A 12,595-nucleotide genomic window follows, 5' to 3' on the forward strand; every position below is an offset into this window, starting at 1 on the left:
CGGCGCCGTCACGAGGAGACACATTGAGCGAGTCCGCGCAGCCGCACACCGCGCCACAGCAACACTCCGAAACGACTGATTCCCAGCCGTCACTGCAGCCGAACTATATGCACGAATTCGGTCTCGACCGAGGTCAGGGACTGCAGTTCGGCATCTACAGCCTCGGCGATCACCTGCCTGATCCGCACGACGGATCACGCGTCGACGCAGGCCAGCGGATCCACGAGTTCATCGGCTATGCCCAAGCCGCCGAGGCCGCCGGACTCGACTTCTTCAGCCTCGGCGAGAGCCACCAGGAGTTCTTCGCCTCGCAGGCCCATGCCGTCATCCTCGGCGCGATCGCCCAGGCCACAGATACGATCCGCATCGGCAGCTCCTCGACGATCCTCTCGACCTCGGACCCGGTCCGAGTATTCGAGAACTTCGCGACGATCGATCTCATCTCCGGGGGCCGCGCCGAGCTCGTCGCCGGCCGCGCCTCCCGAGTCGGCCTGTTCGAACTCCTCGGCTACGATCTGCGCGACTACGAAGAGCTGTACGAGGAGAAGCTCGATCTGCTGCTCACAATCAATCGCGAACAGCAGGTGACCTGGTCCGGGCAGTTCCGGGCACCGCTCAACGACGCCGAGGTCCTCCCCCGCCCCACCGGCCAGGCGCTGCGCATCTGGCGCGCAGTCGGCGGGGCACCGGCGAGCGCGGTGAAGGCGGGACTGGCCGGGGTTCCCATGGTCATGGCCCACCTCGGCGGGACCACCTCGGTGTTCAAGGGCACCGTCGATGCCTACCGCCTCGCGGCCGCGCATGCCGGATTCGATCCGGCCATATTGCCGATCGCCACCGCAGGATTCTTCCACGCCGCGGAGACCTCGCAGGAAGCCCTGGCGGGAATGTATCCGCACATCAACGAGGGGATGAAGCGCACGAACGGGCAGGGCATGCCCAAGCAGCATTTCGCGCAGAGCGTCCACCCGGCGAGCATCGCGAACATCGGCAGCCCGCAGCAGATCATCGAGAAGATCCTCCACCAGCATGAGGTCTTCGGTCATCAGCGCTACCTCGCACAGGTCGACTTCGGCGGGATGGCCTATGCCGACGTGATGAACCAGATCGAGATCATCGGCACCGAGATCCTGCCCGCCGTCAAGAAGTACACCGCAGAGGAGGCGCTGACGTGAAGATGATCCTGCTCTCCGGCTCGAACGTCGGAACGAAGACTCGGACCGTTATCGATCACCTCGCCGAGGCGGTCGCCGCCTACGACCCGACCATCGAGCTGAGCGTCATCGATCTCGCCGAGGTGGACATGGTCTTCGCCGACGGTCGGAACTTCACCGAGTACACCGGTGATACCGGTCGGGTGGCCCGGGAACTCATGGACGCGGATGCAATCATCATCGGCACCCCGATCTTCCAGGCGTCGATCCCGGCGGCGCTGAAGAACGTCTTCGATCTGCTGCCGACGAGTGCCTTCCTCGACAAGGTCGTCGGCGTCATCGCCACGGCCGGTTCATCGAAGCACTATCTCATTCCGGCCCATCACCTGCTGCCGATCCTGACCTACATGAAGGCGCAGGTCGTCCAGCCGTATGTGTTCGTCGGCGAGAGCGACCTGCACCGCGGCGAGATCGTCAGCCACGACGTCCTCCAGCGCCTCGACCGTCTCGTCGAGGACACCGTCGTACTCACCCGCACGTTCGCCTCGATCCGGGAGGAACGGGACGCAGCCTACGGGTTCTGATCGTTCAAGAGCGATGGTCCGCCCACCGTCTGAATATGCGAACTCTGCGTGCAGCGCCCCATGACCAAGGTCAGGCGCGCAGCTTCTCAAGATGCGCAGCGAGGAGCTCGCGGGCTCGCTCAGGGGCAAGAACCTCGGGGTGAAGCGCCGAGCGCAGGGTCAACCCGTCGATGAGGGCAGCGAGGGTCTCGGCTTCGGCTTGAGCGTCGAGGCCCGCGTGCAGGACTCCGCGGGCACTCATACTCTCAACGACTCGGGCCATGAGAGCACGGGTGCCGCGCACGGAAGTCTCGAAGACGCCGCCAAGCTCCGGCGTCGTGCGCGCCTCCTCTTCGAAGGCCAGCCACACCACTGACTCCCGCCGCCGGGTCTCGTCGAGCGGCAGCAGCTCGGAGAGGAAGTCGACCGTCAGCTCTTTGGCCCGATCGTGATCGATGCTCCCGGAATCGAGTTTGGGAAGCATGTCGGCCAGTCGTGCCTCCAGCCGATCTCCGACACGCTCGACGAGGGTCTCGAGCGCGAAACGCACGATCCCGTCGGTGCCGGAGAAGTAGTGCCGGATGGAGCCGATGGCCAAGCCGGTTTCATCGGCGATCGTCCGCAGCGAGACCTTGGAGAGTCCCTGTCTGAGGACGATGGCGAAGAGCGCATCGGCGATGAGCTCTCGGCGTTGAACAGGGTCGACGAATTTCGGCATAGATCTTTTATAGCACACACCTGCCACAACGTGCTATCGTTTTGGCACGCACCTGCTAAAACATCAAAGGAGATCGCCCATGTCACCCCTCCTCATCGCCCTCGGGGTTGTAGCCGTCATCGTCGTCGTCATCGTTCGGCGCTTCCGCGGAGAGCCCGTCGACGTAAAAGATCTCGCGATTCCACCGTTGATCCTGCTGGGACTGGCCATCAAAGAACTATGGGGGTTCAGCCATTGGACACCGGAGAACGTCACCTTCCTGACCGCCTCGGTGGTGGTCGGTGTCAGCTTCGGAATGCTGCGCGGAGCTTCCACGGTCCTCTTCGAACGAGACGGGACTCTCCACCAGAAATACACGGTGAAGACGATGATCGTCTGGGCATGCAGCTTGCTGACGGGGTTGGGCCTGCATTTCGGAGCTCAGCTCATCGGTGCCGAGGAAGCCGTTCGGCCTATGACCCTGAGCATCGGATTGAGCCTGCTCGGCGAAGCGATCACCTGCGGCGGGCGGGGTCTGCAGTCGGGCATTCCCTTCAGCAACCGCGACGCGATGCACAACGACTCCGACACATCAGCACTGAGCGGGCTCGTCGACCGCGTGCGACACCGGTGAGCGGCAACGTGCTGGCTAGGGCACGGTTTACGACGAGCAGCACTGTTTCAAACGTGGGCTGCTCAACTTCAACAGTGCCGTAGCGGCTGCCCGATCCACCGAATCGGTACACCCTGCTCTGAATTTCACAGCGAGGAAAGTGGTCCTTTCAGAAGAATCTGTACCGAAACTGCCAGCGGTGCGAGACTCCCACCGCACGCTCGGGCTCCTTCTGCGCTCCCCGCGTCCCTTTCCCGGCCGACGAACGGCACCCGCTCTCCAACACGCTCCCCGTGTGGCCGACGGCGCGCCCGAGCCGCACCAGCGCCCCAGATCTTCCGGTGCCCCAGGTCACCGGATTTGCCGGGCCAGGCGGGCATGGATAACCTGAAAGTGGAAGGAACCGGTCGGGACGACCCGGCTGAGTGAGACTCACGATGAGGACGGCCTCAGAGACAGGAAGACCTTTCATGACCGCCGCCCTCCGCTCAATCATCACGCCGACCGCGATTCTTCGACTCGTCCTCGGATGGGGCGTCTTCATCGCCCTGCAATTCATGGGCTCTCTACTTGCTCCGCCGATCCCCTTGCCGCTGCTCGTGACCGCACTCGTGGTCATCATCGCGGTCATCCTCATCTGCGCCTTCGGAGTCGTCACCGAGGCCGAGCACTTAGCGAACCGCCTCGGCGATCCCTACGGCTCGCTCGTGCTGACGATCTCGATCTGCCTCATCGAGGTCATCCTCATCGCCGCGGTGCTGCTGGGCCCCGGCGACCATGCGACGATCGCCCGCGATTCGGTGATGGCGGTGTCGATGATCATCCTCAATGCCGTCATCGGCCTCTGCCTGCTCGTCGGCGGACTGCGCCATGGTGCACTCACTCACAACCGCACCGGCGTCTCGAACTACCTGGTCATGATCGTCGTCTTCGCCGCCCTCGCCTTCGCCGTGCCCGCCCTCATCGGCACCCCCGACGGTGCCTACGAGATCTGGCAGGAGATCCCGATCCTCGTGGTCACCGTCGGCGCCTACGTCTTCTTCCTCTACCGACAGATGGGACCGCAGGCCCACGAATTCACCGAGGTTGCCCCCATCGAAGCCGTGCAGGCGATCACCTCGTCGACTTCGGAAACGACGCAGCCCTCCCCCGCCGAGGCGGCCGACCTGTCCGAATCACGCCGGCCCGAGGCAGCCGACCTGGCTGACGACGAACCCCAGAGCATCGTCGAGATCCTCTCGACCCACCGGTTGGAGATCGTCCTCCGGCTGCTCCTCCTCGTCGCCACGGTGCTGCCCATCGTGCTGCTCTCCCACGACATGGCCACGTTGCTCGATGACGGCCTGGGCCGCCTCGGCGCTCCGGTGGCACTATCCGGGGTGGTCATTGCGATGATCGTGTTCCTTCCCGAGACCCTCACCTCTCTGCGGGCGGCTTGGAACGGCGAGATCCAGCGAGTGAGCAACCTCTGCCACGGTGCACAGGTCTCCACGGTGGGACTGACGATACCGACGGTGTTGGTCATCGGCATGCTCACCGATCAGCAGATCGTACTCTCCGAGTCACCGATCAACCTCGCACTGCTGGCGATCACGCTCCTGGTCTCCATCATCGGGTTCGCCGGCAAGAAGGTCACCGCCGTCCAAGGTGCCGCTCATCTCATCATCTTCGTCGTGTTCGGTCTCGCGCTCTTCGCATAAGGGAACCGCTCCTGCATCCGCGAGAAGCCGCATTGACCGCCACAGGATACCGCGCCGTTACCCGACATGTACGCTGGTGATCAAACGTTCACTCAGCGACCATAGGAGATTCGATGATCGAACAGACGCCGACCCCACAGCAGAATTCGGAACTGCCCGACGTTTCGCTCGAAGGTTCGAGCCGGTTCGTCGCTGCCACCGGACTCATCGTCGATGAGGTCAGCGCCACCTCGGTGCGGGGGCATGCCGATCTTGACGAGAACCACCACACTCCGTGGGGCGTCGTCCATGGCGGGGTCTACACGTCGATTGTCGAAAGCGCCGGCAGCATCGGAGCGAGCCATGCCGTGGCCGAGCGCGGTCAGTTCGCCGTAGGCGTCCACAACGCCACGGACTTCCTGCGCCCAACCTCGGCGGCACGGGTCACGGTCACCGCCGAGGCGCTCCACCAGGGTCGCAGCCAGCAGCTGTGGGACGTCGTCATCACAGACTCGGCAACTGAGAAGGTACTCGCCCGTGGTCAGCTGCGTCTGCAGAATGTGCCGCTGCCGACCGAGGGGAAGTGACGTTCCCCGGCCCTAGACCAGCGCGACTCGTTTGTGCGCCACGCGGGCCAGCCGCTCCAGCATTCCGGTGCCAGGCATGACAGCTCCGTTTTCAATTCGGGCGATGGCAGCCTGGGTCGTGTGCATACGCTTGGCCAATTCAGCCTGGGTCAGCCCGAGCGCCATCCGCTCGTCGTAGAAGAGTTGAGCAATACGAATGCCGGCATCGATCTCCTCATAACCAGCTTCGTATTCGGTGCGCTCTTTTTCAGACATCCGGCCGAGCCGTTCCGCACGCATCTGCTCCAAAGTCTTCATTCTGCCTTCCGCCTCCTTAGTGCTTTCCGAGCTCTGGCGATTTGCCTGCCCTCGCTGTTTCGCTGCTTACGAAAAGTGGTCAACGTGATGACGCGCCGGCCAGGGTCGAACATATAGGTGATGCGCCTTTCAACACGTTCACATTGAAACCTGAGCTCGTAGAGTCCTCCACCGAGCGTTCTGGAACGCGGCATACCTAACGCGATTCCCTGCAACGCAAGGTTCTGTAAGTGCCGATCCGCGATACGGAAGTCTTTGTCGTTCAGTGAGTCCAACCATTTTTCAACCTCGTCAGAGAATTCGATCGTCCACTCGACCATAGTCAATTATATCATTCGTGATATACGACCGTAAAGGCATCTTCCGCTCTTGCTCTTCAGTTCCCCGCCATCTCCCGCAGCGCGTTCTTGCGGATCTTGCCGGTCGACGTCGTCGGCAGTTCGTCGACGAACTCGATGCCGGCCGGTGCCTTGTACGAGGCGATGCGGGTCTTGACGAAGGCGATGAGATCGGCTTCGGCCACCTCGGCGACGGGCGCAAGGACGACATAGGCCAACGGTCGCTGTCCCCACTTCTCGTCGGGCATTCCGACCACAGCCGCCTCGGCGACGGATTCGTGGGCGACGAGGGCCTGCTCGACCTCGATGGTGGAGATGTTCTCTCCGCCGGAGATGACGATGTCCTTGGCACGGTCGAGGATCTGGACGTACTCGTCCTCGTGCATCACGGCGAGGTCACCGGTGTGGAACCAGCCGCCGCGGAACGCCTCGGCGGTGGCCTCGGGAGCGTTGAGGTAGCCCTTCATGACGTTGTTGCCGCGCATGACGATCTCGCCCATCGTCGCCCCATCGCGGGGCACATCGGTGAGCACGTCGTCGTCGCGCAGCTCGACCACGCGCATGCGCTCGGCGCTGATCATGCCGATCCCCTGTCGGGACTTCAGCTTCGCGCGCTCCTCCACCGGCAGGTTGGTCCATTCGGGTTGCGGTTCGCACGAGGAGTACGGGCCGTAGGATTCGGTGAGTCCGTAGACGTGGATGACCTCGATGCCGAGGCCCTCGAGGAGGGCGATCGTCGTCGGCGACGGCGGGGCGCCGGCCGTGGTAATGGACAGCGATCCACCCAGGTCGTGGGCCTCCTTGGCCCCGGCGATGGTGTTGAGCACGACGGGAGCACCGGCCATCCGCGTGACCTTCTCCTCGTCGATGAGCCGCCAGGCTTCGGGCCCGCGCACGGCTCGGATGCACACGTGCGTGCCCGACACCGCGGTCAGCGCCCAGGTCGTGCACCAGCCGTTGCAGTGGAACATCGGCAGCGTCCACAGGTACTTGGTCAGCGCCGGGAAGTCCTGCGTGATGACCTCGCCGAGCGAGTTCAGGTACGCCCCGCGGTGGGTGTACATGACGCCCTTGGGTCGCCCCGTCGTACCCGAGGTGTAGTTGACGGTGATCGTCGCGGTTTCGTCGTCGACTTCATAGGCTCGCGGTGATTCCGGCGCCGAGGCGGTCCAGTCGGCATACGCTTCCACGCTGAGATCCCCGGGGTTCACTTCGCCGGGAGTGCCGTCCTCGTCGGGGTGGACGACGATCGTCTCGACGGCGTTCGCAGCCCCGGCATCGATGACCGGCTGGAGGAGTCCGGCGTCGCCGAAGAGGAACTTCACCTCGCTGTGGCCGAGGATGTATTCGACCTCGGGCGGCGCCAGTCGGGTGTTGAGCATGACGAGCACGCCGCCGGCCAGCGGGATGGCGTAGTGGGCGATGAGCGCCTCGGCGCTGTTGGGGGCGAGCACCGCGACCGTGTCCCCGGGCTTCAATCCACGGCGGACGAGTCCTTCGGCGAGGTTCTGGACAATCTCAGCCATCTGCCGGTAGGTGAAGCGGCGGGGCCCGTCGACGATCGCCTCCCGGTCTGGGTGAGCCTCGAGCGAGCGCTCGAGGAAGCGCAGCGGGGTCAGGGCGGTATCGAGTCCGGACATGACAGATCTCCTCATCGTCGATGATCGTGGCGGCCGTCGGCAGGCGCAGCTGCGGCGGTGTTCGACTTCAGATTACCGAGCAGCTGTGACCCCGTGCACACCGCCCCTCGCCGAGGCGGCCGGCCGTGAGCGCGACCGCACCCTGTCCGCGCTTCGGCTCTATGCGAACGTGAGCGCGACGCCTCCGCTATTCGCAGCCGACTCCGTCGCCGTCGCGGTCGAGGTGGGACCCGTAGCCGGGGTCGCCTCGGTGAACGGGTGCGGCACCGGCTTCGCGGGCGGCCGTGCAGTTCTCGAAGTAGGATGACGAGTTCGATGAGCCACCTGGTGATTCGCTCGACGAACTGCCTGATGAACCGTTCGACGACGAGCCCGAGCTCGATGAACTCGACGTGCCCGAGCTCGAGGATTTCTGCTTCGCCGGGCGGGTCTCTTCCTTTGTGATGACATTGTCACCGTCACCGGGGCCGGGCCAGTCGACATCCTCGGCGAAGGCCGGTTCGTCGTCGCAGTTGTCGAGGATGCGTTCCATGGCGGCCTTCTCCGCTGGGACCACCCACAGCTCGTATTTGTGCTTCACGGCGATCTGTCGGGCGACGTATTCGCAGCGGTAGGACTTGTGCGGCGGCAGCCAGGTCGCGGCGTCGCCGTCGCCCTTCTGCCGGTTGAGTCTTGAACGGACGGCGAGCAGATTGAGTGGGTCGTTGCCGAACTCTTTCAGCGTCTCGTCGTCGAACTTGAAAGCCCCGGTCTGCCAGGCGTTCGATCGGGCGACGACATGGTCGATGTCGACGGCGTTCGCGCTGCGGTCGAAGTCGTAGGTCTCACCGGCGTAGGGGTCGTCTAGCGTCCCGGCGAGCACGATGCATCCGTGGGTTCCGGCCTTGAGGGTGATGGTCGTGAGGTCGCGGCGGAGCACGTCGTTGCGGGTGTCGCAGCCATTGTGGTCGGTGTCCGAACGCCACTTGAACAGGTCACCGTCGTAGCCGGTCTTCGGTGCCCGGCCCTTGACCGTGAGTTCGTCCAACATCGCCGAGGCGGTCCCCGTCGCCGCGCTGCCCGCGCGGCCTTCGTCCTCTTCGCCGGCTTCGTCGGTGTCATCGGAATCCGACGGCGAGGGGATATCCTCGCTTGCCTCCGATGCCCCACGTGTGGGTGTGGGGTCGGCGGCGCTGGATGAGGCAGGGTCGACGGTCGGTTGGGCATTCTCGGCGCATCCGGCCAGGAGACCGAGGGACAGGACTGCTGCGAGTGCCGCGAGTGTGCGGCGTGAGGAAGAGAGCAAGGGAATGGACTTTCGGGCGTGCAGGCTCGCTGGTGGCGCGAGGTGGTTCAGACGTGGTCGTGGACCGAGCCGACACGAATGCCGCTGCTCGATCCACTCCGATCAGTGTAGGTCGGGCAGAGCGTCGATGGCACAGGACCGGCGGGAACGTGTCCCATTCGTTAGATACGCGGACGACCTTGCTATCGGAGCTCCCGCTGGCCACCCCATCTGAACCCACCGGCGGGTGGGTGCATGATGGAAGGGAACGGCGAGCAGCCTCGGCGAGGAGGATTTTCGATGCGACACGATGAGGAGCGCCCGCGCACCAGCGGGTTCCTGGCCGACGGGACGGTGCCAGGACACTGGACGCAGGTGCTCGGGTCGATGCGGGCGAATCTGTTCACGCATCTTTCCCCTGATGAGGTGCGCACCGAGGCGGCCCGACTGCTCATCATCGCAACTTCCCCCGAGGTGGCCCGGGCGTGCTTCGCGGAGATGCTCGATGCTTTCGGGGACTCAATCGAGACCGCGCCCTTCGAGGAGGTCGTGCCGGATAGCGTCCCCGCGGGGACGTGGGTGTTTCTGCCGCATCGGCAGGACGGGTGGACGGAACTCGAGGACGCCTCGACGAAGGTGCGGGCAGCATTGGCGCTGGAGAACTCGTCACGGGAAGCAGGCAGCAAGATGATTCTCATGGAGTACGGGATCAACCTGTGGATGTGGGCCGAGCCGCCGTCGAGCGGCGGCGACCCCGTCTGCCACGCCGGCGAGCTCATCAGCTGGGAGAGCGCATGGGCGTTGGGCGCCGTCGAGAATGACGGGCATGGTGCCAGTACCGGCACGGGCACTCCGGAGACGTCACCGCTGACACCCTCGGCCCGCCCGCCGATCTACTTCGGCTTGCCGCCTATCCTGCGCCACCGCCGGTGGGACGGCTGAGCATATTCTCTGGCCCACCCTCGCCGACCGCTCGAGCTGGCGTCGAGCGCTCACACTGTGCGGCGATCGCTCGGCACTCAAACGAGCTGTCGGTGGCCAGGAACTGGGCTGAGGCGAGCGGTCGAACGGCCTCGGTCAACCGGCCCGATGAATCGTCAGGTCCGTGCGTCCGGGATGGACACTGTCGATCAGCGCCCGAGTGGACCGGTCATAGTCTCCTCCCAGCATTCGGCGGTAGGGACGCGCATGTTCCTCGGGCAGCCCCGCGATCCGAGATGTCAGTCGCGCGGCCTCCTGTTCTCTTCCGTCGACACCGAGCCCGTCCGCGTCATAGACGACGTGGAGGTCGAGGGTTTCGATCCCGACGTACCACAATGCACCGTGCGTCAACGGAAAGAGCAGTGATTCGAGGTCGCCGCTGATTCCGCGCGGGCCCAATGTCCGACTGTCGTCTCCGGCTGTGACGATGATCAGTGCTTTCCTACCCATGAGCCGACCGTCGCCGTATCGTCTCGGAAGACCCGTGGAGTCATCGACGTCGCCTTGCGCGAAACCGGTCTGCAGCACCCGGTCGATCCACCCTTTGAGCATCGCGGGAGGCCCATACCACCACAGCGGAAACTGGAGAACCAGGAGTTCGGAAGCCGCCAGCCGCTCCTGTTCACGTCTCACCTCAGGCTCGACCTCACCCCGAGCATAGGCTTCGCCAGTCAGCTCCGCCAGGTTCCCACCGGCGCCGGACAGACTTCCGAGATCATGCTCACCTAGCGTCGGGTTGAAGCGATCGGCATAGAGGTCCGACACCGTGAGCTCGTATTCTTCAGCCAGGGCGGCACGACCGACCTGGAGCAGGTGCCTGTTGAGCGAATCTGCCTGCGGATGAGTGTAGACCCAGTGGGCGCGACCGGAGATTGGTTCATGATATGAGTTCATGACTCAATTACATACGAGGCACACGAGACGGAGAATAGGTGACACGATCAAAATGATGCTCCATCGTCTAAAATGAGGGCGTGGATGCTCTGACACATGTGCTCACGCATATCCGGTCGACCGGCGCGCTGCTGGGTAGGACATTGGCGAATCCGCCGTGGTCTGCGGTGTTCGCGGAGAAGTCCTCTCTTACCCTCGTCGCCATGATCCGGGGAGATGCGTGGATCGTCGATGGTGGACAGTCTCACCGACTCGGGCCCCATGACATCGCCGTCGTCGTCGGACAGACCCCTTTCGAAGTCACCAGTGACCCCGGGATGTCGCCTGATCCCATGTACGTCCAGACGGAGTCGGGAGTCTGCCGTGCCGCAGACGGAGGTGTGGCTGACAGCATTGCGTTGGGGACCAGGACCTGCGGCACACAGTTGGATGCCGCTGACACGATGCTGACCGGGGCATTCACTGTGAACGGTCGCGTAGCCGACCGCCTGCTGACGACACTTCCCCGGGTCTTCGTCGTGCCGCACGAGTCACAGCGCACGAAGACGCTGGGTCTTCTTGAGGCGGAGATCATGCGCGAAGAGCCCGGACAACAGGTCATCCTCGATCGGCTGCTCGACGTCGTGCTGGCTGCGGCGCTGCGGGACTGGTTCGCAATGCCCGAAATTCAGGCCCCAGGCTGGTACCGCGCGAGTTCCGACCCGACCGTGGGCGCCGCGCTCAGCGCCATCCATGATGCTCCACAGCACCCGTGGACCATCGCGACACTGGCCGAACAGTCCAACGTCTCGCGTGCGACGCTGGCGAGACGCTTCACCGAACTGCTGGGAGAACCCCCTCTGACATACCTGACGAGCTGGCGTCTGTGCTTGGCCGCCGACCTCCTTGAACAGAGCGACTCGACAGTCGAATCCGTGGCACTCGAAGTCGGCTACTCCAGCGGATACTCACTGAGCACAGCGTTCAATCGCGAGTACGGGATCCGCCCCAGCCAATATCGTCGAGCCTCAGCCGAAGTCGACGTCAATTGACACCTGCCCCTTACGCCACGGCAACGACCGCTCCGGCCGCCACAAGCAGCACGAAGTAACCCCAGGCGTGGAGGACCTCCGGGATCTTCGGCACGCGGCGGCGCAGGAACACGATGATCGGCAACCCGCCGATGAGCAGCGCCGCAGCCGCCACCAAATCAAGCGAGCCGACGACGCCCGGAGCGTCGATCGCCGCCGGGGTCAGGATCGTCACGAGCACGGCTGGGCTCATGATCACCAAGGTCAGCGGGTTGGCCAGGGTCGTGGCCACGGTCATCGTCGCACCGGACCGGCGCATCATCGGCACCGTCATCACCGACCCGCCGACACCGAGGAATGACGCCAGCCCACCGATCGGCACTCCCCAGACAGCGGCGATTCCGCGGCCTCCCTCGCTGACTTCGCCGACCTCATCGACAACAGCGGTCTTGCGCCGGAAGAACCCTGGTCGGGCGAGCAGATCGATGGCCGTGGCCGCGATGTATGCTACGAACCCCCACTGCAGCAGCGCTTCCGGGGCGAACCGTCCCGCGAACGCGCCCAGCCCTCCTCCGAGCGCGAGCAGTCCGAGCAGCCACCATCGCCCCTTGAGGTGGGCGAGCGTGGATCGCTTCGTCGACACCGTCGCGACGATCGCGTTGACGAGCATGACCAGCGCCGAGGTGGCCGCCGCCACCCGTGCCGTGTCATGCCCCAGGTCCGCATCGACGAGGGTGATGATCGGGACCGTGACGAAGCCGCCGCCGAACCCGAAGAGCACGGTGGTCAGACCGACGAGGCAGCCGATGAGGACGAGTCCGAGGAATTCCACTCGTCCATCTCACCTCACGACCGCCTCGGCGGGCAATCGACAGCCT

The 12,595-nt window shown here is 64.5% G+C and carries 14 protein-coding genes; 7 read left to right on the forward strand and 7 right to left on the reverse strand.

Features of this window, described 5'->3' with window-relative positions; genetic code table 11:
* Positions 1–23: 23 nt before the first annotated feature.
* Both AC3CD9_RS11505 and AC3CD9_RS11510 read left to right on the forward strand, forming a co-directional pair.
* Positions 24–1,175: an LLM class flavin-dependent oxidoreductase gene (locus tag AC3CD9_RS11505; RefSeq protein WP_488363991.1), complete on the forward strand. Its 1,152-nt coding sequence runs from the start codon at positions 24–26 to the stop codon at positions 1,173–1,175.
* Positions 1,176–1,177: 2 nt separating this feature from the next.
* Positions 1,178–1,738 (forward strand): NADPH-dependent FMN reductase, encoded by a 561-nt coding sequence (locus tag AC3CD9_RS11510; protein WP_488367542.1) that lies wholly within the window; start codon positions 1,178–1,180, stop codon positions 1,736–1,738.
* Between the two features lie 70 nt (positions 1,739–1,808).
* Here the strand turns inward: AC3CD9_RS11510 and AC3CD9_RS11515 are convergent, their stop codons facing one another.
* Positions 1,809–2,435, reverse strand: coding sequence for a TetR/AcrR family transcriptional regulator (locus tag AC3CD9_RS11515; RefSeq protein ID WP_488363992.1), 627 nt, complete (start codon positions 2,433–2,435; stop codon positions 1,809–1,811).
* A 79-nt stretch (positions 2,436–2,514) separates the two neighbouring features.
* Here AC3CD9_RS11515 and AC3CD9_RS11520 point away from each other — a divergent pair, with 79 nt between their 5' ends.
* From AC3CD9_RS11520 to AC3CD9_RS11530, 3 genes are all read left to right on the forward strand, one after another.
* Positions 2,515–3,048 carry a hypothetical protein gene (locus AC3CD9_RS11520; RefSeq protein WP_488363993.1) on the forward strand — a complete coding sequence of 178 codons (534 nt, stop codon included), beginning with the start codon at positions 2,515–2,517 and terminating at the stop codon, positions 3,046–3,048.
* Positions 3,049–3,497: 449 nt separating this feature from the next.
* A complete protein-coding gene (locus AC3CD9_RS11525; RefSeq protein WP_488363994.1) occupies positions 3,498–4,727 on the forward strand; it encodes a calcium:cation antiporter in 1,230 nt (409 codons plus the stop codon).
* 113 nt (positions 4,728–4,840) lie between these two features.
* Positions 4,841–5,293 carry a PaaI family thioesterase gene (locus AC3CD9_RS11530; protein WP_488363995.1) on the forward strand — a complete coding sequence of 151 codons (453 nt, stop codon included), beginning with the start codon at positions 4,841–4,843 and terminating at the stop codon, positions 5,291–5,293.
* A gap of 12 nt (positions 5,294–5,305) precedes the next feature.
* Here AC3CD9_RS11530 and AC3CD9_RS11535 read toward each other — a convergent pair whose 3' ends face one another.
* The 4 genes from AC3CD9_RS11535 to AC3CD9_RS11550 all read right to left on the reverse strand — a co-directional run bounded on the left by AC3CD9_RS11535 (position 5,306) and on the right by AC3CD9_RS11550 (position 8,853).
* A complete protein-coding gene (locus AC3CD9_RS11535; RefSeq protein ID WP_488363996.1) occupies positions 5,306–5,590 on the reverse strand; it encodes a helix-turn-helix domain-containing protein in 285 nt (94 codons plus the stop codon).
* Positions 5,587–5,910, reverse strand: coding sequence for a type II toxin-antitoxin system RelE/ParE family toxin (locus tag AC3CD9_RS11540; protein ID WP_488363997.1), 324 nt, complete (start codon positions 5,908–5,910; stop codon positions 5,587–5,589). The genes AC3CD9_RS11535 and AC3CD9_RS11540 overlap by 4 nt, the downstream gene beginning before the upstream one ends.
* Before the next feature lie 56 nt (positions 5,911–5,966).
* On the reverse strand, positions 5,967–7,568 hold the full coding sequence (locus AC3CD9_RS11545) for an AMP-binding protein (protein ID WP_488363998.1): 1,602 nt from the start codon (positions 7,566–7,568) through the stop codon (positions 5,967–5,969).
* Between the two features lie 187 nt (positions 7,569–7,755).
* Entirely contained in the window at positions 7,756–8,853 is a 1,098-nt protein-coding gene (locus AC3CD9_RS11550; protein ID WP_488363999.1) for a GmrSD restriction endonuclease domain-containing protein, read from the reverse strand.
* A 279-nt stretch (positions 8,854–9,132) separates the two neighbouring features.
* On the opposite strand from AC3CD9_RS11550, the gene AC3CD9_RS11555 reads away from it, so the two are divergent.
* Positions 9,133–9,774: a hypothetical protein gene (locus AC3CD9_RS11555; protein WP_488364000.1), complete on the forward strand. Its 642-nt coding sequence runs from the start codon at positions 9,133–9,135 to the stop codon at positions 9,772–9,774.
* 135 nt (positions 9,775–9,909) lie between these two features.
* Here AC3CD9_RS11555 and AC3CD9_RS11560 read toward each other — a convergent pair whose 3' ends face one another.
* Positions 9,910–10,707: an NAD(P)H-dependent oxidoreductase gene (locus AC3CD9_RS11560; RefSeq protein WP_488364001.1), complete on the reverse strand. Its 798-nt coding sequence runs from the start codon at positions 10,705–10,707 to the stop codon at positions 9,910–9,912.
* Between the two features lie 80 nt (positions 10,708–10,787).
* Between AC3CD9_RS11560 and AC3CD9_RS11565 the strand changes: the two genes are divergently transcribed.
* Positions 10,788–11,738 (forward strand): AraC family transcriptional regulator, encoded by a 951-nt coding sequence (locus tag AC3CD9_RS11565; RefSeq protein ID WP_488364002.1) that lies wholly within the window; start codon positions 10,788–10,790, stop codon positions 11,736–11,738.
* A 10-nt stretch (positions 11,739–11,748) separates the two neighbouring features.
* Here the strand turns inward: AC3CD9_RS11565 and AC3CD9_RS11570 are convergent, their stop codons facing one another.
* Positions 11,749–12,549 (reverse strand): sulfite exporter TauE/SafE family protein, encoded by an 801-nt coding sequence (locus AC3CD9_RS11570; protein WP_488364003.1) that lies wholly within the window; start codon positions 12,547–12,549, stop codon positions 11,749–11,751.
* Positions 12,550–12,595: the final 46 nt, after the last annotated feature.

Source organism: Brevibacterium sp. MGP-B1 (genome assembly GCF_057766545.1).